Origin of the sequence: Sutcliffiella horikoshii, from assembly GCF_021991925.1 — a bacterium.
Lineage (GTDB): Bacteria > Bacillota > Bacilli > Bacillales > Bacillaceae_I > Sutcliffiella_A > Sutcliffiella_A horikoshii_F.
Genome location: NZ_RXZI01000007.1, coordinates 98,288 through 123,513, shown reverse-complemented (window position 1 = coordinate 123,513; position 25,226 = coordinate 98,288). Strand labels below are relative to the sequence as shown.

Here is a 25,226-nt window from a genome sequence, read left to right as displayed (position 1 = left end):
GCATTCCTTATTGGAATCGCCTCTGTCTCTTTTAGGGAGAGCACAGACCTACTCTTTACTCGTAAACTCAAATCCATACGTTCTACTTAACTCCAACATCTGAATTCTTAAATTTTGCACTTCGTCTCTGCGGTCAAACGTTTTTATCTCTTTATCTTTGAAATGAATTTCCAAGCTCTGCTCTTTTGTTTCATCATTTATCACCAAATATACTTTTTCGATATCTTCCCATCCGTATCGTTGTTCATCGGAAAAAACACCAGCTACCGTGGCCATCCCTCCAAAGTCGACGACAGTGACCGGCTTTATTCCTATAAACATTGTTGAAATGGCTACAAAGAAGCAAATCAAACTCACTGCGACTTTTAATCGGTAATAGAAAAAGGATAATACAGCACCGGTAATGAGCACCAAGAGCGCAACGGCGAAGTAAATATATGTCATCAAAGGAGTTTCTACTATCCAAACAGTACTGCCATCATGGAGAACTTTGTGAATCATATATGGTAATAGCCATATGATCAATGGAGAAAAAATAACCAAAGCCATGGCAGCCACCATAAAATAATGCCGCTTTTCGTAATTTTTCATTTTGAACGCCCCCCTTAGTTTACTTACGTTGAAAAGAATAAGAAGTTTCAAGAAAAAGTAAAATTAACTGAATTATGTGAAACTTTAACTCACTAGACTCGTATATATTAGTTGAAAGCAATCTAGGAGGGATTCCATGGATCAAGCAATAGGGGTTATCATTGCAGTGCCATTATATATTGTATTAATTTGGACCTATTTCAACCCGAGAGAAGGAATGTTGTTTGGTCAAAGGTGGAAGTACAAGGACGAACCTGATTTTACAGATGAGGCACTGTGGTTAACCCGTTTTGCATCTGTTATCGGCTTCTTCTTCATTTCGATTGTGTTGATGTCGACCATATTTAATGGCTTGTATGGACTCCTATTATTTGTTGGGTTGTTCCTGTATATCTTATACAGTGTTTTCAAGTATAGAAGCAAAGTGCTGGATGAAGAGTAAGAGGTAAGTCAATAAGAAAGATATATACGACTATATTTATTAGGGGGAGTTTAAATGATCTGGCTATTTGTCATCATACCTATCTTGCTGCTTATCGGAATCACCGTCTATATGGATAAAAAGAACAAAGGCATGAATCAACCTCCAGATGTGAACAGAGGCAATCAAAATATTGAAGCGGAAACAACCAGGTATCAGTTTAATCAATTCAATAACCACGGTGGCGGAAGCGATAGTGGAGGGTCAAACTGATATGGATGCGGACATGATTGTTAACCATGAGAATATGAAGGTCTTAAAGGCTTCAAGGGACACGCTTGGAAGCCATCTTCAACTTGAAGTCACCCTTCCAGATGGGAAATGTATGATCAGATGGGGGCTCGATGAGGTAGATTATATAAATATTAAAGATATTATAAAAAAGAATCATTTCGATAGCCTAAATGCAGAGTATCACTATGAGATACTTCCCTATATTTCTGTAAGTCTTGACAAGCCCAAGGGAAAGCAAAAGTTCATTGCGAGCGTGCGCTGTGTTCAAGGTCAGAAAGCGGCGAAAATAGAGTTTGAGTGTTCGGAGAGGTTTGCAGGGAATATGGAGTGGTTTAGGAAGGAAGTAAGGGGTTTAGAGGATGTAGAGAGTTTGAGATGGGGTAATTTTAAATAATGAATCAGGGAATGGGAACATCCAAAAGACTACTGATCATGACGGTGGGAAAAACACATAGCGGAAAGACAACCTTTGCCAAGAAACTTGAGCAAGCCTTGCAAAACTCCATGGTAATGGATCAGGATAACCATGCTGCATTCATCAACACCCACTATCAAAAACTGCAGCCCACAGATGGCCCGAATACACTCAAGCATGCCGTTTCAGAATTGATTGTAAGATACTCGATAGAACAGACAAACCTGCATCTAATCATTTCCAATGCAAATAGAAATAGAAAAGGTCGCAAGGATCTCCTTGCAAAGTTCTTTCCAGAGAAGGAATTTTACCGTATTCTAGTTCATTTTGATATCCCCGATGAAGTCCTCCACGAACGCGTAGAGAAAAGCACTAGAAACACCAATATATTCAGAGGAGCTTCTCATTTCAAGCAAGTACTCATTCGACAACAAGAAGAATCCCTTCTTGAAGAGGTGACGGATCCAGAAGAAAGGGAAGGAGATCGACTATTTATCATAAAGGATAATAGTCAGGAGGAAGAAGTAATTCAGGAGATCATAAAAATAGTGGAAATAAGGGATGATTTACAAAGGATATAGTTGTGAAGAATTAGTAGAATATTTTCTTCGCGCCTTCCACTACGATCAACTTAAAAACTGCTATGAATTTTACTTTGTCTAGCCACGGACAGAAGGGACCAGCCCTTCTGTTTTTTAGTTAAAGGCACTATTATTGTGGTGCTTTCATTCCAATTAACCTTCCCTAAGCAATTTCCTTCCATTGGGTATTCCCCTTTTAATATATTCTTTACCTGAATAAAAAAAGAGATAAGTAAAATAATACTGCTTAGAACATTTAATCGGAAAATCTAACCTGTAGCCCTTACAAAAAATGAGGTAATCATGTGTTTAATAGCAGACCATCCAAGAACAATAAACAGCATTCAAACTCACCAAACTATGATGAGTACTTAAAAAAGAAAATACAAGTAGATGATTTCAGCCATTCAAGAGACCAAAAGTCTTTTCGGGAAACAATAGAACTTGTTTTTGAAGATGTAGGTGATTTTCAAACTAGATTTATCCCTGCTAACGAACAATCCGGTATATATGTTTATTACATATCAGGAATAACGGATGTTACAAAATTGGAAGAACAGCTTCTACTTATAGATAAATTTAAAGTGGAAGAAGTGAAAGGTAATATAGAAAACTATGATTACTATCAGGCGCAATCTTGGAAGTCATGTATTCAAGGATGCTTGGAAGGGCATGTAATCCTTCATTTCCCCGGTGAAGCACCTTTCTTGCTGAACTATGAAAAAAAAGAACAACGGAACTTAACAGAACCGACGACGCAGTTTCAAGTATATGGACCCAAAATCGGTTTTATTGAAGATAGCAGAACAAATATATCCTTAATTCGTAAGCTGATTAAGGATCCAAGGCTGAAGTTAAAAGAATTTACAGTGGGATCCTTAAGTCACACCCACGTTGGATTATTATATTTAGATGAATATGTAGACCCTGAACTGTTGGAAATGGTAACTAGCAGATTGGAAAATGTAAAAATGGAGCAATTGAATGATGGTGGGGAGCTTGCCAAAAAGATAGTGGATCATCCTATGTCTGTGTTCCCACAGGTATATGAAACAGAGCGCCCAGATTATATCTCCATTGCATTAGGACAGGGAAAGATTGTGTTGGTAGTGGATAATTCTACCTTCAGTGTCGTACTGCCAGCTACCTTATTTAATCTAATTGAAATAAGTCCAGATAACTTCCGAATGGCATTGGATAATACCTTTATCCGCATGCTAAGGATCGTGTCCATACTAGTAGCGACCATTCTTCCAGCGCTATATGTGTCATTAGTCGGATATCATCCAGAACTACTTCCAACCACACTGGCCTTAACAATCGCTGATTCCAGAAATAACATTCCATTTCCTATTTACTTGGAAGCGATCATGATGATCTTTGCATTGGATGTTTTAGTAGAGGCAAGTCTTAGGCTACCTAGTTTTGTAGGACAAACCATTGGTATTGTAGGGGGGCTTGTTGTTGGTCAGGCAGCTGTAGATGCTGGCTTAGTTAGTACAACAATGATTATCGTCAGTGCCTCCACTGCCATAACATCGTTTACACTTCCAACTTGGCACCTGATTTCTTCGTGGAGGATATCCAGGTATCTATTACTAATCCTGTCTGCATTATTAGGAATATTCGGCTTGACCATTGGTATAGCGTATCTTACATTTCATCTTTGTAACCTTAGTTCTTTTGGTAAACCCTATTTATCTCCAGCAACCCCTCTTAATCCGAAAGAATTATTGAATATTTTTTCTAGATTAAGAAATAACCAATTCTCTAAAACAAAGTGAAAGGAGGATGGTAGTTTTGCGTGGTACTATTCATCAATTTCGAGCCTTTGATTTGTTTGCCTTTACGTTTTCATCCACCGTAACGATGGGAGTAGCCTTTTTACCTTACGTGGCAGATGGGGAAATCAGAAGTGCCTGGTTAAAGCTGATTCTTACATCCATCCCCTACTTTTTTTTGATATGGCTGATATCCAGATACTTCCGGTTATATGATAATAGCGACTTTTTCAAGATATTGAGAAAACAAGCAGGCTCTCTCGTATATTTCATCAGTTTGCCCTACTTGATACTCAGTTCCATTTTCAGCACGATGAAAGTAACTCAAGATCTAACTTTTCTGGTACGAACATTTATGTTAAAAACCACCCCTACATTTTTTATCATATTACCTTTTATTCTGCTTATCTCTATTGCTGTTCATTATGGATTATTGACAATCGTTAGGTTTGTTTCGTTTTTTGTAGTCGCAGAAATAATATTACTTGGGACATTTTTGACTTGGGGGTTTTTTAGTGAATATTTCAATTGGATACTCATTCCACCGGTTATGAATGTAGAATTACCTATTTTTCTAAAGAGTTCTATATCAGATGCTGCTCGGTACGGAGGAATAGTTACCCTCCTTGGCTTTATTCAATATGTAAAACGGGAGGAAAAAGCGTTACGTGCAATGAGTGCAGGATTATTATGTATCATGTTAATTTATGTATCTCTGAGTTTGGTTGTATTAGGAGTTTTCGGTTATGAAGAAGCAATCCATCTCATCTCACCTATCATTACGTTGGTTCAATCGATTACACCCAGTACTGGGTTGCTAGAACGGATGGACCTCTTATTTTTAGGATTTTGGGTCATCTCTTTTATAAAGGTCTCCTGCATCCTATTTTGGTTTTCGATCTATTTGTTAGAGCAATTATTTCCAAAGGTGAAGAGGTGGCTATTAATAGCATCCATTACTCCTTTATTTTTTTTATATGCGAATTGGGTCCCTTTTCACTTCATGGAAGGATGGCAAATTTATAATGTTAATGTCTTAGTAGCTTCTTTGCTAGTTCCTAGTCTACTATTGCTCTTTGTCATCCTAAGACATCGAAACTCTCGGGAGATGGTTTCATGAAGGGGAAAAATTCATTATGGTTGGCCATCCTGTTAATGTTATGTCTGAGCGGTTGCAATGATATGCGTGAAATTGACCAAAGAGGAATGGTATTAGGGATATCTATTGATCAAGGAGAGCAAAAAAAGTATAAAATCAGCATCCAGTTACCTATTCTAGGGGAAGGGGAAAACGGAGGGGGAGGTCCTGCTAAGTCAGGGCAGTTTGAGGTGTTGAGGAGTGAAGGAGATACTGTATGGGAAGCACTCACCAATTTGGAATCCAAGACACCCAATGTATTATTTTTTGGCCACCTAAAGGTTATTGTGATTTCAGAGAAGATTGCGGCATCAAGTATCAACGGTTCGTTGGACTTGGTGGACAGAATACCCGACATAGGGAACAAGGTCTTTCTTATCATAAGCAAGGACGAGGATGCTAGCAAATTTTTAAAATCAGAGTCCTCACTGATTAAGTTACCGGCACTATATGTTAACCGATTCTTCCTCGCTGATAAAAAGCTTTCTCGTACACAGCCAATTAAGGTTTTCCAATATAGAAGGGATCGAAACACGGTCTCAGCAGCCGCGGTGATACCCCTTGCTCAAACCATAGACAGTGAAATAATCATTGCGGACATGGGCGTATTAAAGGAAGATAAATTGGTAGAAAAATTACTGGGGAATGAGGTTGCGGCAAGCCAGTTGATAAAAGGTGAGAAAGTAGAAGAAATGAACTATATCACTCATCTGGAATCTAGTGAAAAAGAGGTATCAGTTTCATTATCTAGGATCATGCTGGAAAGTGATGTAGAGTTAACAATGACCTCTCCTGTTTCATTCGACATTCATGTAACAGGAGAGGGAAACATTGTTGAGCTTTCCGCAGGGGAAACATCTAAAGATTTTATTGAAAAGCTAGAAGCTCAATTAAATCAAGAAATAAAAACGGATATAGAACAAACGATTGAGAAAATGAAGAAGGCAAATGTGGAACCATGGTTGTTAGGACATAGGATATGGATAAAAGATCAACCCTTTTTTGAATCGTTGGAATGGAATGAAAAAGGGTTTAAAGAAGCCTTATTTAATGTAAAAGTAGATATTGAAATAGAAACAACAGGTCAGAAGGGGTTATTCAACAAATCGCCTATTTACCAGAGGTCAACCAGAGATAGTGGTGATTAATACTCCAAGTCTCATCTAAAAAGAAACTTATCCGGATAATGATAAGTTTCTTTTTTTTGATTTTTGTTTGTCGTATGAATAATTTCAAGGAGGAACCAAGAAAATACATATAAGGACTATTTTTTTTCATACATCCATACTAAGTTTCCATGAAAAGGACAAATCATGATAGGACTAATTCTCGCCATTTTATTATTTAATTTTATTGCATGGAAAGTAAATAAGAAATTATCTCGGAACCAAATGGTACACATTTGGTTGTTTACGATTTCTTTTCAGTTAGTACATGATTTGATTGTGGAATTTAAGTTGGGGGGATATTGGTATTTCAATAAGGGAATTGATTGGGCAGGGCTATTGGCTCATATCGTATTAATTCCCCCGGTAAATATCTTGTTCCTTAACTTTTTTCCTTTTAAAGAGAAGGTTTCCAAACAAATTCTCTATTTCTGTGCCTGGGTTTTCGCCATTATTATTTATGAAATTATTGCTTTGCTACCTGAACCATATGGATATTTTAACTATGGTTGGTGGAAGTTGCATTATTCAATGGTGGAAGATGTAATCTTGCTTTTGATTCTATTACGATTCTACAAATACATTGTAAGTCTCGAGAAATCGCTACTTGAAAAACAAAAGCAAACACCAGGAGGAGTTCAATGAACTACCTGTTACCAGGTGTCATCTGTTATTGTTCCTTCCACATAATTTAATCGCGCCTTACATAAGACATATTTGTTTGAGGGAGCTTCTGTTTCATATTCCCAATCATGATCCCGCCTAGAATAAGCATAACTCCCAACCATTGATACCCACTAATATGTTCGGATAATACAAGGGCCGACATGGTCACTGCTACAGGGAGTTCAGAGGCTGTAAGGATCGTTCCAAGTCCTGGTCCCACATGCGGCATCCCGATGGAAAATAGTAATGGGGGAAGTACCACCCCAAATATACCCAGAATTAATCCATAAGGAGCCATTCCTATTACAGTTTGTAAATCTAATAAAAATAAAGGGGGAAACAAGGTAAAAGTAACCATCAAGCCTCCGGTGGAAAGAAGGGCACTTTTTTGAATCGCAGGGGTATCTTTGCCTATGATCCCGCTCAAAAAGATAAATATGGCAAAAGTCAATGCAGCAAATACTCCCCACAAAACTCCCTGCCATGAAATGGATACAACACTTCCCCAAAAAACTCCGGCTGCTAAAACAGATCCTGAAAGTAAGATCATAATAGAGAAAACCTTCCCTGATGAAGGACGCTTCTTATAAAAGATCCACTCAATCAATGTCCCAATCCAAATAAATTGAAACAAACAAATGATAGCCAGGGAAGCTTCAAGTGTTTGCAAGGATTGATAGTAAAGCAATCCTGTTAGTCCCATCGGTATCCCTGCCAACACAAGCTTAAGTGTTTGTATGACATGGAGTTTTTTCTTTCGACTTAAGAAACTGACAACCCAAATAATGATGGTACCCACCAACACCTGGCTACCTGTGACCTCGACCATGGAATAACCTGCAGCATATGCAAGCTTCACAAATGTAGACAGGATCCCCAGGCAACAGCCACCTAAAAATACAATCAACGCATAATGCCAAGTCTTCATACTGTTTCCTCACTCCCGCTTTCATGATGTCTACATACAAAAAAGCCACACGACTGTCCGAAGACAGTCGTGTGGCGAAAATAGAGTGATCTCTAGAAAAATCCACATGTAACATTTTATTATTCAATTTCCCAAACAAATTATAACGGAATGGGTGACTCATTTCAATCGTATTTTTCTTAAATACCCACAACACATTAAAAGTTGTTTTCCGAACAAATTAGGAGCAAAGTTGGTAATAACAGGAGGGGACGGAAAATGAACTTTAAAAATTCGATATCTGATACGAAATTGAAAATGGTACATTTGGAAAGAGAAATGAAAAGGCTTGAAAATTTAAAAAGGGGAGAAGATATCCACAGATTACATGAGAGACTGATAACGATAAATAGGGAAATCGACCAACTGATTCTAGAAGCAAATAAGAGTACAGGAAAAATTCGTGGAAGTTTCCCGTTAATATAGCCTTTTGAATACCCTTCTAAATTCTTTAAACCTACATATGGTGTATAAAAACGTATACATCTGGAGGGGAATATGAAGACGATTGATAAAGTAAACGCCTCGCTAAATGACTGTATAGGTGACCTTCTTAGGAAGCAATCGGATAATGGTTCATGGGAATTTTGCTTTGAGGGAAGCAGCATCATGACAGATGCTTATATGATCATCTTGATAAGAACGCTTAAATGGACAAATGAGGAAAAGCTTGTCATGGCTCTTGTCGAACGAATCAGATCCAAGCAAGCGCCAAATGGATCGTGGAAGGTTTACACAGATGAAAAGGAAAGCAATCTAAGTGCCACAATAGAGGCGTATTTTTCCTTATTGTATTCAGGCTACGTTACAAAAGACGATGCCAATATGCTTAAGGCGGAACGTTTCATCTTGGATCATGGTGGACTTGCTAAAAGTGATTGGCTGACAAAAATGATGCTGGCATTGAATGGGCAGATAAAATGGCCTACGATTGTGAAGAGCATACCGATAGAAATTATGATCATCCCCAAATGGGCTCCCATCAATATCTATAACCTTGTTGGTTATGCAAGGGCACACTGGATACCTATCATCGTTTGCAGTAATTTGGACACATCCGTTGTGCATGAACAGACTCCGAAACTGTCTCATCTTCCATCAAGGGAAGAGAAAGAAGAGGATCATCGGTTGCTAGATGGTTTGAAAATCCTCCATCACTATGTAAAAAATAGCGTAAAGAAACTTGCCTCCACTCCTAGAGAACTTCAAAGAAAAGCCTTCAAAAATGCCGAGAACTACATGTTGGATAGAATCGAGGAAAATGGTACCCTGTACAGTTATTTTAGTGCAAGCTTTTTTATGATTTATTCCTTAATGGCACTTGGTTACGATAAGGACCACCCGATAATTAAAAATGCTTTTTGGGGAATGAAGTCCTATCTATGTAGAAATCTATCCGGCGCCGGCGACCCCATCTTTGTTCAGAATTCCCCTTCCACTGTTTGGGATACAGCACTTTTGACAGGAGCAATAATCAATGCCGGAGTTCCGGTACATAATGATGCCATCACCAAAGCCGGTGCATATCTTCTTTCCAGGCAACATGATAAGTATGGAGACTGGGCGGTGAATAATCCCGATGTCCCACCAGGTGGATGGGGATTCTCCGATATCAACACCATCGTTCCAGATATAGATGATACAACGGCGGCTTTAAGGGTTGTCACAGTCTTAGCGCAATCTGATGGACGGTATAGAGAAGCCTGGAACAAGGGAGTGCGGTGGCTCCTTTCCATGCAAAATGATGACGGAGGCTGGTCGGCATTTGAAAAGAATACAGATAACTACCTCCTCTCCCTTATTCCATTCCGCTACGAGGATAGAGTGCTTTTTGATCCATCCACCGCAGACCTAACTGGCAGAACCCTATACTTCCTTGGTAAGTACACCACCATGTCAAAGGATTCCGAAAAGATCAGAGAAGCAATTAAGTGGCTAGAACATCATCAACAAGAAGATGGCTCCTGGTACGGCCGTTGGGGAAACTGTTATATCTATGGGACTTGGGCGGCTGTGACCGGATTGAAGGCAGTAGGTGTGCCAAGTACAGATCCAATGGTCGGCAATGCGGTAAACTGGCTCCTCTCCATTCAGAATAGAGATGGCGGCTGGGGAGAATCCTGCTCAAGTGATATTCGGAATCATTATGTCCCACTTCATCATAGCACCCCTTCTCAAACAGCCTGGGCATTGGATGCATTGATTGCCAGTTCGGAAAAACCAACTCCCCAGATAGAAAAAGGGATACATGCATTAACAGGTTTGATGGAAGCATCTGATTGGAGAACCGAATATCCCACAGGCGCTGCGATTCCCGGCGGATACTATATCCATTATCATAGCTATAAGTATATATGGCCTCTGCAAACTTTGGGGAATTATCGGAATAAATATGGTAGTTGAAAGGAGGGTTTTCATTTATATTCGTGATACAGTTGAATGACAGACATCTACATGGTGATTCTAATGATAGGATCACTTTTTTGAGGTTTATTAAGGGGATTATCCTGTATTTTTGCTGGTGAAAATATGGTTCGGACACATTTCTTCGTTCTTCGGATATAATAACGATGTAATCAAGAGGGATTCGGACAAAGTAAGGGAGGGTTCCGGACAACTTTTAACAGGTGTTTGGACATTGTAAATTTAGGTTCGGACAAAGATCGCGAAACTATGGACAACTTATGAAAATCTTTGGAAAAGTAAGCAGAATCTTCGGTCAAAACCCCAAAATCTTCGGACATTTGGACCAGACCTTCCAAAGCAACACCTACCACATCAATTACATTCAGCATACCACCGAAAATTGGCTTTTAAAAAACTACAATAACCTTCCTTTACTCACACTTTATTCACAATTTTGGAGTAAAATAAGGGTTACTATTTCTGTTTAGGAGTGTCACGGATGAAGAATCCTTTTATTATAATGGCGGCATTATTGGTAGCTGTATTATCCGCATGTACAAGCTCTGACATCGCACTGCCGAAATCAAACAACCCAGAGTCCCTCATCTATGTCAGCCACTTAAAAGAGAACGCGATAACGGCGTTGGACCTTTCCTCAGGGAATCAGGAGAAAATCAGTCTGCCTTTTAGATTTTCCTCTATTGTCGAAATAGAACCCGGAAAATTCATAGCTTCCGTCAAGGAAAGTGAAACACTTTATGAGATTAACACAACAGAAAAAAAGGTTACCGAATTCATGGAGGTCGAGGAGGGGGTCCTTGAACTGCTATATGATCAGGAACATACATCGCTTTATACCGTCAATGGGAAGACAAATACGTTACAAGTGATAGATATGAAAAGGAAAAAGGTCATTCAGGAAATCGGTGTAGGAGAATATCCTTCCAAGATTGTGAAAGATGGAGAAAACCTATTTGTCCTTTCGGCTGGAAGTGGGGAGGTATACGTGTTGGATGGCAGTACCAATAATATAACCCGCTCGTTTTCGGTGAATGCAAGACCTGAAGGATTGCATTTTGACGGTAAGTACATATGGACAGGAGGTCACGGGGCGACGGGTGAAATGAATGAAAAGGTATTCGCCTATGATCCCACGACTGGGGAAGAAGTGTTAACAAGAAAGACGGGATTGATGCCCATTCAAATCTCTCAGTTTGACCCTCATTCATCCATCTATGTGTTGAGTCACGGGGATCACAGTTTAACTAAATTAAACGCAAATACTTATGAGGTAGAAAAGAAAATCAATATAGGGGATAACCCAAGCTATATGATGGCAGATGATTCAAACTTATATATTTCAAGCCTTGATGGTGACGAGGTGTTGGTCTTAGATACAGAAAGCCTGGAGATCAAAGATAAATTTAAAGTTGCAGAAGGACCATTCTTGTTATTTAAAGGAGGCGATGGCGAATGAAGAGAGCCTTTCACGTATTAGTAGTGGATGATGAAGCAGATATGAGAGAAATGCTTGGCATCTATCTGAAAAAGGAAGACTATCAAGTTCTCCATGCCGAAAACGGGGAAGAGGCGCTTGATATACTTTACGATCACGAGGTGGACCTAATTATTCTTGATGTGATGATGCCGGTCATGGACGGTTTCACTGCTTGTAAAAAAATCCGTGAAAAATACATGATGCCGATCCTGATGTTGACAGCTAAAAGTGATGAATGGGACAAGGTAAGAGGCCTAAAGCTTGGAGCGGATGATTATGTGATGAAGCCTTTTAGTCCACAAGAACTCCTAGCAAGGGTGGAGGCATTGTTACGACGTTCCAACCAGGCATTCTTTGATGTGGTCTCCCATTCAGAGATAACCGTACAGAAAAGCGCCCGGCAGGTCCTAATCGGGGAGGAAAGGATCAACCTTGCAAGAAGGGAATATGACTTATTATTATTTTTAATGGAGCATGAAGGAAAGGTGTTCACAAGAGAACAACTCCATGATGTCATCTGGGGACTGGACCCGGAGAAGGGTTCTTATCGTACGGTGGATACACACGTGAAGACATTGCGGTTCAAGCTTAAAGAGGCAGGTTCTAAAATAAAAACAGTTTGGGGAATCGGTTATAAATTTGAAGGTGATAAGGCATGAAGCCTTTATCCATCCGGAATAAAATCTGGTTGACCATCCTATCCGTGTCTGTGGTGACCATCATCCTGGTAGGTGGGGTCTCCTATTACCTTTATCAAACTTTATATATAGGAAAGCAGACAGATATGTTGATGAAACAGGGGGAAACCTTGGAACAGGCCTATTATGAAGAGAGCCGGGATACCTTTTCAGATCGGCTGGACTGGTTGGAGCAAAGCTCTGAAACTTCCATTATCTTTACAGATGATCCGATGCAGCTTGCAAGTGGGGCACCTTTTGATTCGTTTGCTGAAGAGAACCTTATCACTTTCAACGAAAGGCAGGAATTGCTGAAGGGCAAGACATTGACTTTTACAAAATTCCATACCGGGTTAGATCAGGAAATACGTGCCGTTGTTATACCATTACAAATGAACGATAGACTGGAAGCCGTCATTTTCCTCTATATGCCTCTTACTGCGATTGCCGAAGCTTTTCAACCAATTAGAAGCTTACTTTTGATTGGAATGGTTTTGCTGATCCTGCTTCTTACTTTTGTAGGAACAAAAATGACAAATAGAATTGTACGCCCCATCAAACAGATGGAGAAAGTGGCAAAGGACATTGCGCAAGGGGATTTTACTAAAAGGTTGTCGCTAAAAGGGGAAGATGAAATCGCGAGTCTCGGAAGGTCCATCAATACGATGTCCTCCACACTTGAGGAAGTAGACAGGAACAGACGTGAATTCCTAGGCAATGTATCCCACGAATTAAGGACGCCGATCAGCTATCTTAAAGGGTACAGTGAGGCTTTGGGCGAGGGCATCATAACCACAGAAAAATATGTGGAAACAGTTACAAAAGAAACAGATAGAATGGATCGCCTTGTCCACGATCTTCTGGATCTTGCGCAGCTCGAGGGAGACTCCTATCCAATGAACAAGGAACCAATCATACTGGCGGAACTGGTAAAAGAAGTGCTGGGACGCTTTCGCTTAAAGCTGGATGACAAGGATTTAGTAACGGAGGTCCAACTTGATGAAGAGGTGGTCGTGACTGGTGATTACAGGAGACTTGATCAAGTGATGGAAAATCTTTTGAGTAATGCCATAAAATTTACGAATGAAAAAAAGACGATACGAATATCTGTGGTGGAGGAAAGCACGATGGGAGTCCTTAAATTGGAGGATGAAGGGATAGGGATTCCAGAAGAGGATGTTCCCTATATTTTTGAAAGGTTTTATCGAGTAGAAAAAGCCCGCACAAGAAAAAGCGGTGGAACCGGCCTTGGTCTCTCCATCGTTCAGCAGATTATCAACAAGCATGAAGGCAAGATCACAGTTGATTCAGAGCTTGGAAAAGGAACAGTCGTGACAGTTGAAATTCCGTTGTTCGATTTTTAGTCCAGTAAATAAATAATACTGGCTGGTGCTTGGAGCTCAGGCGGGAGGCGACTCTTAGAGGAAATCCCGCAGGCATGCGAGGAGGTACACTAGCGTCCTGCAGAAATCACAAGCGATGCTTACATAATTTTTATAATCCTTCATTCTTTTTTCACATTTGACTGTCAGAATATAAGCATACGATGAAAAGTTGAAGGAGTATGCTTATGGAAAAGAAAACAAAGCAAGAAAAGGAGAAAAATCAGACCAGAAACGGCCTCTACCAGACCATGTGGAGATGGCACTTTTATGCTGGGATCATTTTTGCTCCTTTTTTAATTATTTTGGCATTCAGTGGTGCCGTGTACTTATTTAAGCCACAGATAGAATCATATATCTACCAAGACCTTCATTATGTAGAAGAGACACAGGGAACACGGTTGTCCGTAAATGCACAAGCAGAAAAGGTGCGCGAAGCATATCCCGGGGTTTCTATAAGTGGAGTATCTATTTTTGACCAGGAAGAACGTACAACAAAGTTCTCTACCATGTTAGATGGCAAACCCGTCAGTGTTTTTGTTGATGCGTATTCTGGGCAGGTCATGGGTGATTTGCCTGTTGAAAAAGAGCTAATGACTATTTTCAAAAAGCTACACAGCGAGCTGATTGTTGGAGGAACGGTTGCCAACCGCTTCGTGGAGCTTGCTGCCTGTTGGGCCATCATACTTATTTTGACAGGACTGTATATTTGGTGGCCGAGAAACCGTGCCTCTATATGGGGAACTGTTCTTCCAAGATTACGAAGCAAAGGGCGGGTGTTCTGGCGTGATATGCATGCGGTTCCAGCATTCTGGCTGTCCCTCGGGCTATTGGTGTTGATATTGACTGGACTGCCGTGGTCCGGGGTGATGGGAGAACAGATCAACCGAGTGGCAACTGCGACAAATACCGGTTATCCGGCATTTTCTTTCAGCTTTGGACCAAAACCTGAATCCGTCACGGTGACAAAAGATGTTGCCGAAAATGTACCTTGGGCTGCGGAAAATGTTCCGGTACCTTCATCGGTAAACAATCAATATGTGCCTTTGACACTAAATGACGCGGCAGGCATTGCAGAAATGAAGGGAATCCAAAAACCATACACCATTTCCTCACCACAAGGCGAGAGCGGTGTGTTTACCATTGCTACTTCCCATTCCAGACCGTTTGATAATGCAACGTTACATGTGGACCAATACAGTGGTGCGGTCCTGACAGATGTCAGATATGCGGATTATGGAGTGATGGGGAAAGCAATCACATTAGGAATTGCTTTACATGAAGGAAAATTATTCGGCTTGACCAATCAGTTGTTGGGACTTATTTTATGTATCGGTTTAATCGGGATGATGGTGAGCTCCTTCGTTATGTGGAGGAAAAGAAAGCCAGAAAATGGCTTAGGTGCACCAGGCCGAAATGTAGATATCAAGACAAAAAGAGCTGTTACCATTATTATGTTGCTGCTTGGTCTTATCATGCCATTGGTGGGAATCTCCATTATCGTGGTATTGCTATTGGATAAACTTGTGTTTGTAAGAATAAAACGTTTGAAAGCCTGGTTAGGGTAAGAAAGGTGTAGTGTTGATATGAAAAAAATAATTCTAATTGTTGTTCCATTTTTATTGTTATTGGTTGGATGTACAAGTGCACCTGAAGAGGAGACTTCTTTAGAAATTGTCCAGGTTGAAATTCAATTCCCGGAAAAAGTGGATGAAGGGGAAGAGGTTGTAGTTAAGACCCTTGTCACACAGGGGGAAGAGAAGGTGGAAGACGCCCAGGAAGTGCAAATTGAAATTTGGAATGTGGAAAAAGGAAAAGAGAACAGTCTACTTCTTGATGCAGAACATGTTGGGGATGGAGTTTACGAAGTGAAGCATTCTTTTAAAGAAAATGGAGTATATCGTGTTCAATCCCACGTGACCGCACGTGATATGCACGTCATGCCAACCAAGCAATTGGTGGTCGGTGATCTGAGTCAAGAAGAGATAGATGCTATTATGGAAAGTGAAGTGGAAGAAGAGCCGCATGATGGCGGGGATCATGGAGACCATGGGAGTCATCACTAAAGGTGGAGAGAATAAAGTTCAGTTGAGAGAAAGAGTGGGTGACTCTTTCATCTTGACTGGGCTTTTTTTGTTGGGAGAGGGAGGAGTGCCTGGTACAAGACCCATGCAGCAGAAAAAGAGGTGTAGGGTTATCAAAGCGCGCTTTGGAAGCGCTATGCGAAGCGAAACCCGCCTCATACATCTACAAATTTCTCCTATTCTTATAGGAATATTTTTACTATTGCTAGTAGAAATACTTTATATTTATTACTAGAACTCTTCTATTAACGAAGGCCACTGAAAAAACCAATAACTTATCATTATTACAATTTTTAGCTGTTGATTGGAGCAATAGGCGAAGACTCCTGCGGGGGAGTAGCGACATTCTTGAGACCCCGCAGGGCGTAGCCCGAGGAGGCTCAAGGTCGCCCCGCGGAAAGCGAAGCCGTTTGCGGAAATCAACAGCGGTATGAAACAGATTACTAAAATAATGTACTTTTTCAGTGGCCTCCTATAAACGCAGTGGAGTTTCTCAAAAATAATAAAGGAGGTATCATACATACTTCAAATCTAGTAATCTCTTATTCTAGCAATCAATCGTTGTCGGGGCTGCAGTTTGATTTGAACAAGTCATTCAAAAAACTATTGTGGTTGGGAGAGATGGAAAGATGGTAAACGTGTATCAGAAGATGTTGGCTTTCAGTTTCACTTTGATGCTTGGGATGGTATTGTCACTGGTCACCGCTGAAGAGGCTTCTGCTTATAACTGGACAAGGACGCTTAGTGAAGGTTCTAGTGGAGCAGATGTAAGGGAATTGCAGATCAGGGTAGCTGGTTGGGCAGCTGATTCTCCGCAACAGACAGTCGTTAGTGTGGACGGCCAATTCGGACCAGGAACGAAAGCGGCAGTCATCCGTTTTCAGCGTGCTTACGGATTGTCGGCAGATGGGATAGTCGGACCACAGACACAAGCAAAATTAAACGAGTTGGAATCACCAAATGGAACGAAACACTTCAGTTACAGTGAATTTTATTCTAAAGATGGAAGCGGCTTTAACGGTGGGAATGTATCGGCGGCAACTGTGCAGGAAAACGTGCGTCGAATGATGTACAAACTTGAAGCGATACGTGTAAAACTAGGGAATCGCCCAATGAATGTCAATTCCGGATTTAGAAGCATCTCTCACAATCGCAATGTTGGTGGAGCATCAAACAGTCAGCACACTTATGGGATTGCTGCCGACATCAGCGTTTCCGGTGTAAGTACTACTACTGTACGAAATGCTGCGAAAAGCTCCGGTTTTAGTGGGATCTATAGTGAAGGTAGCTTTACGCATATGGATAGCCGAGTTGAGTATCCATATGGAACGCAAGCATGGTGGTGGGAATAAGATAGAAAAGGGGAGCTTATCCATTTAATAAGCTCCCTCTTTTTAATCATTTATTTATAATTGGTTGATATAGTTCTGAAACTACCAATTCATCTTCCATCAGAATATATGGATGAGTTTCTAATAGAATTTTCCTGAGATAATTCGGCATTTTGGCACCTTCATAAGCACAAACTAAGGGAAAGTCGAGTTGGTGAACGGCTTCATCTACGATACGCTCAAGGTCCTCAACGATATGCAAAGGACCGTCCATTGTTCCCCACTCTACATGTGCCCATGAGCGAAATGGTAGTTGCTCTTCTACTAACTTCTGAATAGTTTTTACAAAGTAATTATATATCGCAGGGGGATGGTAGCTTCCACTTGAAAAATAGAAATCAAAATTATTCACCCATTTGACTAACTTCATTTGTTCTTCTGATAAACGAGTGCTCAGCTTCTGTTGTAGTATTGGATAAATTCTTTGATTTTCAATCACAATGACATGGTCTCCTGCTGATACACCTGATTGGACAAAATCTACTAACATCTCCAAGTAATGCTCCCTTCCTTCGTAGGAATAAAGAACATGAATATTCCTTTGCTCATTAAACAGACTATTCATTCTGCTTTTCAAGTGATCACCCCTTCAATCTTTTAATATCTTATCTACTTACTATACTACTAGAAAACAATAGTGAAAGATATGTGCGAAAGAGAAGATAAATCTATATGGAAAGAAGGAAAAAAAACCCACTATATGGAATTTATATGGGTTGAATGTTTTTTTGGGAGAACGTGGGATAGAAAGGATGGGTGCGTAATGAAAGCTTTAATGGTTACAGGGTTTGGTGGAACGGAGTTTCTTAAGCTACAGGAAATAGCCATTCCCAGTATAGATGATAATGAAGTATTGATAAAAGTCGAAAAGACAAGCGTCAACTACGCAGATATTAAATCTAGATATGGGAAGAAAGGTGCGACATTACCATATATACCAGGCTTAGATGCTACTGGTTACATAGAAAAAGTTGGAACAGGGGTCACAGGATTGGAAAAGGGTCAACGGGTTATCGCTTTCCCGAAGAACGGATCCTATGCAGAATATGTGGTGGCAAAAGAGGCACTAGTTTTCCCAATCCCTGATGAACTTGACTTTAGATTGGCAGCCGCGGCTCCAGTTGTTTCTTTTCTCGCACATCGATTGCTCCATCATGTAGCACAAATCTCAGAAGGAGAGTCGGTCTTGGTCCATGCCGCAGCCGGTGGAGTAGGAACAACCGCCATTCAACTGGCGAAAATGATGGGAGCGGGTCTTGTGATCGGCACAGTGGGAAGTAGAGAGAAAGTACAAGTGGCAAGGGAAAGTGGAGCTGATTTTGTCATATGTTATGAAGAAGAAGACTTTGCGAGTAAGGCGAATGAGCTGACAGATGGCAAAGGGATTGATATCATTCTCGATTCCGTTTCGGGTGTGGTGACAGAAAACAGTTTGAACTGTTTGGCTCCATACGGGAGATTAGTTCATTTTGGAAATTCAAGCGGAGAGGTTGGAAAAGTAAAAACGGTGGACCTTCATTCAAGCTGCCGATCTATATTGGGTTTCAGTCTAGGTACAACACGTAAACTCCGTCCACATCTCTTGAAAGATACGGCTTCAGAAGTTATCCCATTATTGGTCAATGGACAATTGAAGATGAAAGTGGGGCACGAATTTTCATTGGGCGATGTTGCAGAGGCCCACACATTAATGGAACAAAGAAGGAACACAGGCAAGATTATTATAAATGTGGAGGAGTAGATGTCAGCATGCCTTTAGCGATTATTGTGTTGGTGTTGTCCATTGGTTTGGGAGTCTTTCTAAGCCGCAAGTATCAGAATAAGGTGCTCATCATCTGGGGACTTATCACGATGCTTTCCATTGCTCCATTCCTCAGCTGGATTGTTGCCATACTTGTGGGGTTAAGTGTAGGGGATGGTTTTGCTGCAGTGGCAGTCATGTGGTTGATGGTTCCGACATTATTCTTAATAGGAGTGGGGATGGTAGGCGCTGGGGTGTATAAGAAAGTGACGGGGGAGAACCTTTAAAGCTATTAATGGGTTGTGCAATCTTCACCTCGAAATTCCATGAATTTTAACCTAAATACACCTAATAAAAATCATTCGGACAAATTTGGATTCACTTCAGACATTTAATAGATGCTCATCGAGGGACTTTGGACATTTGCAAGGATGCTTCGGACAAGAAATGAAGAGGTTTGGACACCTGATAATTTTGTTCGATCAATTTTTCGAAATCTTCGGACACCTTTGTGAAATCTTTGGTCAACTATCAAAAAACTTCGGACAAAAACGCGAAAACTTCGGACATTTAGGTGAGTTGTCCGAGAGGGAAAGGGTGCATAATGGAAAATATCGATAAGAGAAACCGCCTGGATGAATCACCTTTCAGCTTCCGGCTCTCCAAGGACAACACCATTTTCCTGGATTATGAAAATCGACAAGTAAAAGTTCTTAAAGGAAAAGAAGCTAATAAATTCCTAAAGCGGATGGAAGCTGCCGAAGATGATAAAGCCAAGCAATTGATCATGGCAAAAGTAACGGGAAATTTCAAAAGAGGCAATGAGCGCAGTTCACACTCTCACTAAGTAGGCACAACATGATGAGAGACGTTGTGACCTAGTAGCTACAGAATAATTTTATAGTAAATAGAGGAGGTATTGCAAAAATGAATTCAACGTTGCGATGGTTTGTTTCCATAACACTGACAGTCTTTACCGTTTTGTTGATCATGGAGGGTATCCAGCTCTGGTCTCTTGGTGCCAATGTGGATGGGAATGGTATGGGTGTGTATTTTCTAGGAATGGAGATTAATGACAAGGTTCCAGAAGGGAACATCCCATCCTATGCAATCGGCTTCTTTATTACAGCACTATGCACTCTGCTACTGGCGATAATTCCATTTGGCAATATACTTTTTCATTCAGAATCTAAAAGGGCTATATAAAACGGGAGGCAATGATGAAAAAGAATCTTATTATACTAATCTCACTAATTGGCATCGTTTTATTACTACATTCCACTCCCCACACTGCCCTAAGAACATACGTCTTTTTCAGCGGCTATCCAATAATAGCGCTGACAACGGATATTGTAGATGATGAATATCATAACCGGGTGGACAAAGAGAAATTTGAAGAATTGAATGGGAAGGCATATACCTTGACCAAACCGCCTATTGAAAAAGCGACACAGGGAGAGTTGAGAAATTACCTTGTCCGAAAGTTTGGTATTTTTCACTATGTGGAGTTTATTGGGGAAGTGTAGTGGGTGAAAAAGGTTGATAGAGAAGTTCATTTAATGAAATTATTCATGACTTTATTGTTTGTCGGTACTATCTTAACGGGATGCAAAGAGTCCGTCGATCAACCAATTGAAAGAATAGATAACTTTCACCTAGAACACGAGATAACGAGATTGGAAGTGCTGGAATGGGAGACGGAAAATCTCATTTTGGAGATAACGGATCAAGCCTTCATTCAAGAACTGATAAACGAATTGGAAAATGCAGAGTCACTTTCCACTGCTACGATGAATTTTGAAAGTCCGGATTTTAAAGTCCTTTTTCTAAATGAAGGAAAAATAATTTATGAATTGGGATACTACAATAGAGCCATGAATCTCGGTATTATCGGCCGTTATTGGGATTATCAACAAGATGGTTTATACGGAGCAAGGTTAAAGTTGCCGTTGGACGATTAACGAAAAGGGGGACCAAATGAAAAATACGCTGACCATCCTTAGTAAATTTTCAGTGGGAATTGGTTTTATCTTATTAGCTCTTTTTATTTTTGAATTCATTGGTGAATTTTCCTCCCAAATGGAAGGTGCTTATCATAGTCTGGGAATTCCGTGGCGGTACCCGATGTTTACCGCCATCATCGCATTTGGGGTAGGGATGTTCCTCGACCGGGGCACAAGGAAATATGCGATGGCCGGATTTATGGGGCTTGCTGTGCTGTTCCTCAGTTTAATCACCATTTATTTAATCGTATTTTTCAATTTCGCTAGTGTGGGAGGTTAATTGAAAAAGTACCGGCAAATTTTTCAGAATAATATGATATAGTAATATATGTAAAACAGGCATCGGGAGAACACCGATGCTTTTCTTTTGATTGATTTTTGGATAAGGGTGATAGCATGAGTTCTTGGAAATATCCGTTTCTACTGATTGCCGGAATTGGAATCTCTTATTTGGGGAGCTGGATTTACTTAATTGCATTGAATATATCCATTTTAACTATGACAGGTTCAGCAGCGGCGGTTGCGGGTTTATACATAATCAGGCCTATTGCCATTTTATTAACCAATACGTGGGCAGGAAGTGTCATTGATAGGGTGAATAAAAGGAAGTTGATGATCTGGGTGGATGTAGTACGAGGGGGATTCGTATTTCTCCTACCTTTCATTGATTCTCTTTGGACTATCTATTTAATTTTATTAGTTATCAATATGGTCGGGGCATTTTTCGGGCCGAGTTCTTCTGTATACATAACGAAACTTATTCCGGTCAGCGAACGTAAAAGATTTAACTCGCTATTAAGCATGACAAGCTCAGGTGCATTCCTTTTGGGACCGGCCATTGCGGGGTTCCTCATCATGTATGTGAGTACAGACATCTGTATCTTGATCAATGCAGTAACGTTTTTGATGTGTGCTTTCTTCATTTTTTTGTTGCCGGATGTGGATGAGAAGGCGGAAAACAAACGGGAACCGATCCGCCTGCAAACTCTATTGAGGGATTGGAAGGTAGTCAAAGATTTCTCCAAGAAAGCAAGGTTTTTCATCACCGTCTATCTCCTGTTCCAAGCCGCTATGCTACTTGGATTTGCACTTGATTCACAAGAGGTGACCTTCATCAAACAAGTTCTGGAGTTGTCCGATCGAGATTATGGGCTAATTGTAAGTTTAACGGGACTCGGAGCCTTGGGCGGTGCGTTTGTTTCGGCTTTGGTGGCAAAAAAAGTATCCTTAAAAGTTTATTTAGGAGTCGGTATGCTTTTGACCTCTGTCGGATATGTAGCATTTTATGCCTCTTACGACTTTTTTACTGCAACGGCCGCATTTGTATTCCTCGGCTTTTTCATGGCATTTGCCAATGCAGGCTACGCGACATTCTTCCAAAACTCTGTCCCTGTTGACATCATGGGAAGATTTGCTAGTATCGCGGAAATGTTCCAAGGTATGGTGCAAATTGCACTTACCCTATTACTTGGATTTACCGCTGAAGTGTTCTCCTTGCAATTTGTTTGCTTAGTATTTTCCGGTAGTTCTACCTTGTTTGCACTTGTTTTATTCATAACCATTATAAGACCTTCGAAAGCAAGCTATTTTAAAGAAGAAATTTCCGTTTGACGAAGGAGGTAATATGTTGACAAATCTGTATTTCGTTAGGCATGCTCATTCGATTTACACACCTGATGAATGGGAGCGGCCTTTATCAAAAAAAGGGTACATAGATGCTGAGAGAATATTAGCTTTGATCCAACCTGACAATATTGATGTGGTGGTTTCGAGTCCTTATAAAAGGGCTGTTCAGACAGTGGAAGGTGTGGCACAGCATTTCAATCTGGAGATTGAGATTATGGAAGATTTGAAAGAACGGACGTTGACAGGAGAGCCTGCCGAAGATTTCACAGCAGCCATCACAAAAGTCTGGGAGGAGCCAAACTTTGCCTGGGAAGGCGGCGAATCCAATATGGAAGCACAGGCTAGAGGTGTGGGCGTCATCCATCACCTGTTGGACAAGTATGCAGGAAAGAACGTAGCTATCGGTACGCATGGAAACATCATGGTGCTAATAATGAATCATTTTGACAAACAGTATGATTTCTCGTTTTGGAATGGTTTGGACATGCCGGATATTTACAAGTTGTCGTTTGATGGGAATGTGTTGGTGGGAGTGAGTCGATTGTGGGAGAGGTGAAAGAGATGATTCTTCTAAAAGACGCAAATGTCCTAGATGTTGATACCGGTGTTTTTTATCAAGCATCCATTCTGATGAAGGATGGAATGATAGCGGATATTGTTGCAGGAAATACCCTTAATGAAGTTTCCAAAGTGATAGATGCAAATGAAAAGTGGGTGATTCCCGGCCTAATAGACATGCATGTGCATATCAAGGAATCGTTTGCTCCGATATTTGTAGCTGCTGGAATTACTACTGTAAGGAATACAGGGGGAAATGTATTGGAATTGAAGGGGCTTATGACGGCTCCTGATGATTCTATGACACCAAGGGTGTTTTCAGCTGATAGAGTCATAGATGGTCCGCCTGGACTTTGGGGGGAAACAAGTCCTTGGAATATCATTGCAGAAAATTCGCAAGTAGTCATTGGAGAAGTGAAGAGACAGGTGGAGGCAGGAGCGGACTTCATTAAAGTGTATGGGTGGCTTTCCGGTGAACTAATGGAAAAAGTGGCCCAAGAAGCTTCCCTCTACCATAAAGAAGTCAGTTGCGACCTCATCCATTCTACGGAAGTTAATGCGTTGGATGCTGCCAAATTCGGCGTGAAGTGGAATGAACATGCCTCCGGGATCATCCAGGCGATATACCCCAATTGGAGTATGAAGGCCGAGAAATCAATCTGGGATGAGGTGGATTGGAATAAGCCTGACCTCGAAAAAATAACGGAAGTGTGTAGAGAGCTATTGTCATATGGAGTGGCGATTTGCCCAACAATGGTTTTATTTGATCAAATGAATAAACTAAAGGACCATTGGAATCCGGACAATGAAATAGTCAAGAAGGTATATGAAAATAAGTCATTGATTGAACAGTGGGAAAGGCTTTCCCAATATGAAGAGGCATTGAAACAGATGGGAATGCAAAGTGTGCTGAACAAGGCAATTGCTAAAGCATACTTTGACCTTGGTGGAACAGTTGTTGCTGGGACGGACACGCCTGCAGGAGTTTGGACGTTTCCAGGCATGGCTCTTCATCGGGAATTGGAATTGTTCGTAGAAGCTGGCTTCAGTGAATTGAATGCTATCAGGGCTGCCACCTGCGTTGCGGCCAGGGCTATAAAGCGCGAGGACCTTGGTGAGATAAAGGCAGGTGCCAAAGCAGATATGATTTTATTATCAAACAACCCTTTGGAAGATATAAAGAATACGAGGGCAATCGAACTGGTGATCAAAGGTGGAAAGGTAATGACTCAAGCAGAGATACTTTCAAGCGTGCCAAGTGAGGAAGAAAGTTTGAGGTTAATGGAGGAGTTTGTGAATTCATTTGAGGAAGTGATGGTGGGTAAGAGATGAAATCATGGGGACAGATTGTTTTCATGATCTTTCTACTCATTTTTTGTGTTTCCTGTAGCAGTGTTGAAACAGCTACCAATATCGAGGTCTATTCAACAGAAATTTTAGAAGAAAATGCAGAAGGAATATTTGAAGTGGTTGGGTATAAAAAAGTCAATGCCCTAACAGTCATAGAATCTAGCGATAACCATATCGATACGGTTATAAAAGCTATCGAGGACCACTATGATCTGGATGGAAACTACCTTAAAACAGAAGTCTTGTTCTCCCTATTTAATAAATCGATGGTCACCCGAGTGGAAGATGATAGGGAACATATAGACGAACTGAACAAGCCTACGGCGATTCTTATTCCAGATGAAGAGTTAATGGATATTCGTATAAAAGAGTTGACGGTTAAAGAAAAAGAAAGAGTGGAGAAGCACATTCTATCATTATGGGAGGGTTCTAAAGGCAAACAATAACAGTGAAAAGTTGGTACTAATTCGTACAAGAGAATAACCATGAT

General features: G+C 40.7%; 30 protein-coding genes. 27 read left to right on the top strand and 3 right to left on the bottom strand.

Going from position 1 to position 25,226, the window contains the following annotated elements; translation table 11 throughout:
* Positions 1-48 precede the first annotated feature (48 nt).
* A complete protein-coding gene (locus EKQ44_RS16925; protein ID WP_237664728.1) occupies positions 49-591 on the bottom strand; it encodes a hypothetical protein in 543 nt (180 codons plus the stop codon).
* 136 nt (positions 592-727) lie between these two features.
* Here EKQ44_RS16925 and EKQ44_RS16920 point away from each other — a divergent pair, with 136 nt between their 5' ends.
* From EKQ44_RS16920 to EKQ44_RS16885, 8 genes are all read left to right on the top strand, one after another.
* Positions 728-1,033 carry a hypothetical protein gene (locus EKQ44_RS16920; RefSeq protein ID WP_237664727.1) on the top strand — a complete coding sequence of 102 codons (306 nt, stop codon included), beginning with the start codon at positions 728-730 and terminating at the stop codon, positions 1,031-1,033.
* Positions 1,034-1,087: 54 nt separating this feature from the next.
* A complete protein-coding gene (locus EKQ44_RS16915) occupies positions 1,088-1,285 on the top strand; it encodes a hypothetical protein (protein WP_237664726.1) in 198 nt (65 codons plus the stop codon).
* 1 nt (position 1,286) lies between these two features.
* Positions 1,287-1,700, top strand: coding sequence for a hypothetical protein (locus tag EKQ44_RS16910; RefSeq protein WP_237664725.1), 414 nt, complete (start codon positions 1,287-1,289; stop codon positions 1,698-1,700).
* Entirely contained in the window at positions 1,700-2,302 is a 603-nt protein-coding gene (locus EKQ44_RS16905) for an AAA family ATPase (protein ID WP_237664724.1), read from the top strand. The genes EKQ44_RS16910 and EKQ44_RS16905 overlap by 1 nt, the downstream gene beginning before the upstream one ends.
* 305 nt (positions 2,303-2,607) lie before the next feature.
* The gene (locus EKQ44_RS16900; RefSeq protein ID WP_237664723.1) at positions 2,608-4,086 is read left to right on the top strand and encodes a spore germination protein; all 1,479 of its coding nucleotides are present in this window, start codon (positions 2,608-2,610) and stop codon (positions 4,084-4,086) included.
* Between the two features lie 16 nt (positions 4,087-4,102).
* Entirely contained in the window at positions 4,103-5,203 is a 1,101-nt protein-coding gene (locus EKQ44_RS16895; RefSeq protein ID WP_237664722.1) for a GerAB/ArcD/ProY family transporter, read from the top strand.
* Positions 5,200-6,369: a Ger(x)C family spore germination protein gene (locus EKQ44_RS16890; protein ID WP_237664721.1), complete on the top strand. Its 1,170-nt coding sequence runs from the start codon at positions 5,200-5,202 to the stop codon at positions 6,367-6,369. Before EKQ44_RS16895 ends, EKQ44_RS16890 begins: the two co-directional genes overlap by 4 nt.
* Before the next feature lie 165 nt (positions 6,370-6,534).
* The gene (locus EKQ44_RS16885; protein WP_237664720.1) at positions 6,535-7,032 is read left to right on the top strand and encodes a hypothetical protein; all 498 of its coding nucleotides are present in this window, start codon (positions 6,535-6,537) and stop codon (positions 7,030-7,032) included.
* Positions 7,033-7,078: 46 nt separating this feature from the next.
* On the opposite strand, the gene EKQ44_RS16880 is transcribed toward EKQ44_RS16885, so the two are convergent.
* Complete coding sequence (locus EKQ44_RS16880) at positions 7,079-7,981, bottom strand: EamA family transporter (RefSeq protein ID WP_237664719.1); 903 nt, start codon at positions 7,979-7,981, stop codon at positions 7,079-7,081.
* A gap of 258 nt (positions 7,982-8,239) precedes the next feature.
* Here EKQ44_RS16880 and EKQ44_RS16875 point away from each other — a divergent pair, with 258 nt between their 5' ends.
* From EKQ44_RS16875 to EKQ44_RS16840, 8 genes are all read left to right on the top strand, one after another.
* Positions 8,240-8,446 carry a hypothetical protein gene (locus tag EKQ44_RS16875; RefSeq protein WP_237664718.1) on the top strand — a complete coding sequence of 69 codons (207 nt, stop codon included), beginning with the start codon at positions 8,240-8,242 and terminating at the stop codon, positions 8,444-8,446.
* A 72-nt stretch (positions 8,447-8,518) separates the two neighbouring features.
* Complete coding sequence (gene shc / locus EKQ44_RS16870; protein WP_237664717.1) at positions 8,519-10,423, top strand: squalene--hopene cyclase; 1,905 nt, start codon at positions 8,519-8,521, stop codon at positions 10,421-10,423.
* 502 nt (positions 10,424-10,925) lie between these two features.
* Entirely contained in the window at positions 10,926-11,903 is a 978-nt protein-coding gene (locus EKQ44_RS16865) for a YncE family protein (RefSeq protein ID WP_237664716.1), read from the top strand.
* Positions 11,900-12,583, top strand: a complete 684-nt coding sequence (locus EKQ44_RS16860; RefSeq protein ID WP_237664715.1) for a response regulator transcription factor — start codon at positions 11,900-11,902, stop codon at positions 12,581-12,583. The genes EKQ44_RS16865 and EKQ44_RS16860 overlap by 4 nt, the downstream gene beginning before the upstream one ends.
* On the top strand, positions 12,580-13,965 hold the full coding sequence (locus EKQ44_RS16855) for a sensor histidine kinase (protein WP_237664714.1): 1,386 nt from the start codon (positions 12,580-12,582) through the stop codon (positions 13,963-13,965). Before EKQ44_RS16860 ends, EKQ44_RS16855 begins: the two co-directional genes overlap by 4 nt.
* A 206-nt stretch (positions 13,966-14,171) precedes the next feature.
* On the top strand, positions 14,172-15,551 hold the full coding sequence (locus tag EKQ44_RS16850; protein WP_237664713.1) for a PepSY-associated TM helix domain-containing protein: 1,380 nt from the start codon (positions 14,172-14,174) through the stop codon (positions 15,549-15,551).
* 18 nt (positions 15,552-15,569) lie between these two features.
* Positions 15,570-16,049 (top strand): FixH family protein, encoded by a 480-nt coding sequence (locus EKQ44_RS16845; protein ID WP_237664712.1) that lies wholly within the window; start codon positions 15,570-15,572, stop codon positions 16,047-16,049.
* A 647-nt stretch (positions 16,050-16,696) separates the two neighbouring features.
* Positions 16,697-17,419, top strand: coding sequence for a D-Ala-D-Ala carboxypeptidase family metallohydrolase (locus EKQ44_RS16840; RefSeq protein ID WP_237664711.1), 723 nt, complete (start codon positions 16,697-16,699; stop codon positions 17,417-17,419).
* Between the two features lie 46 nt (positions 17,420-17,465).
* Here the strand turns inward: EKQ44_RS16840 and EKQ44_RS16835 are convergent, their stop codons facing one another.
* Entirely contained in the window at positions 17,466-18,035 is a 570-nt protein-coding gene (locus tag EKQ44_RS16835; RefSeq protein WP_237664710.1) for an MEDS domain-containing protein, read from the bottom strand.
* 186 nt (positions 18,036-18,221) lie between these two features.
* On the opposite strand from EKQ44_RS16835, the gene EKQ44_RS16830 reads away from it, so the two are divergent.
* The 11 genes from EKQ44_RS16830 (at position 18,222) to EKQ44_RS16780 (ending at position 25,182) form a co-directional block, all read left to right on the top strand.
* The gene (locus tag EKQ44_RS16830; RefSeq protein WP_237664709.1) at positions 18,222-19,199 is read left to right on the top strand and encodes a quinone oxidoreductase family protein; all 978 of its coding nucleotides are present in this window, start codon (positions 18,222-18,224) and stop codon (positions 19,197-19,199) included.
* Between the two features lie 8 nt (positions 19,200-19,207).
* The gene (locus EKQ44_RS16825) at positions 19,208-19,486 is read left to right on the top strand and encodes a hypothetical protein (protein ID WP_237664708.1); all 279 of its coding nucleotides are present in this window, start codon (positions 19,208-19,210) and stop codon (positions 19,484-19,486) included.
* A gap of 317 nt (positions 19,487-19,803) precedes the next feature.
* Complete coding sequence (locus EKQ44_RS16820; protein WP_237664707.1) at positions 19,804-20,046, top strand: hypothetical protein; 243 nt, start codon at positions 19,804-19,806, stop codon at positions 20,044-20,046.
* Positions 20,047-20,126: 80 nt separating this feature from the next.
* Complete coding sequence (locus tag EKQ44_RS16815) at positions 20,127-20,405, top strand: hypothetical protein (protein WP_237664706.1); 279 nt, start codon at positions 20,127-20,129, stop codon at positions 20,403-20,405.
* 11 nt (positions 20,406-20,416) lie between these two features.
* A complete protein-coding gene (locus tag EKQ44_RS16810; protein ID WP_237664705.1) occupies positions 20,417-20,725 on the top strand; it encodes a hypothetical protein in 309 nt (102 codons plus the stop codon).
* A 33-nt stretch (positions 20,726-20,758) separates the two neighbouring features.
* Entirely contained in the window at positions 20,759-21,160 is a 402-nt protein-coding gene (locus EKQ44_RS16805; protein ID WP_237664704.1) for a hypothetical protein, read from the top strand.
* 16 nt (positions 21,161-21,176) lie between these two features.
* Positions 21,177-21,482 (top strand): hypothetical protein, encoded by a 306-nt coding sequence (locus EKQ44_RS16800; RefSeq protein WP_237664703.1) that lies wholly within the window; start codon positions 21,177-21,179, stop codon positions 21,480-21,482.
* 116 nt (positions 21,483-21,598) lie between these two features.
* Positions 21,599-22,813: an MFS transporter gene (locus EKQ44_RS16795; RefSeq protein ID WP_237664702.1), complete on the top strand. Its 1,215-nt coding sequence runs from the start codon at positions 21,599-21,601 to the stop codon at positions 22,811-22,813.
* A 16-nt stretch (positions 22,814-22,829) separates the two neighbouring features.
* Positions 22,830-23,384 (top strand): histidine phosphatase family protein, encoded by a 555-nt coding sequence (locus EKQ44_RS16790; protein WP_237664819.1) that lies wholly within the window; start codon positions 22,830-22,832, stop codon positions 23,382-23,384.
* A complete protein-coding gene (locus EKQ44_RS16785; protein WP_237664701.1) occupies positions 23,372-24,718 on the top strand; it encodes an amidohydrolase family protein in 1,347 nt (448 codons plus the stop codon). The genes EKQ44_RS16790 and EKQ44_RS16785 overlap by 13 nt, the downstream gene beginning before the upstream one ends.
* Positions 24,715-25,182 carry a hypothetical protein gene (locus EKQ44_RS16780; RefSeq protein WP_237664700.1) on the top strand — a complete coding sequence of 156 codons (468 nt, stop codon included), beginning with the start codon at positions 24,715-24,717 and terminating at the stop codon, positions 25,180-25,182. Before EKQ44_RS16785 ends, EKQ44_RS16780 begins: the two co-directional genes overlap by 4 nt.
* Positions 25,183-25,226: the final 44 nt, after the last annotated feature.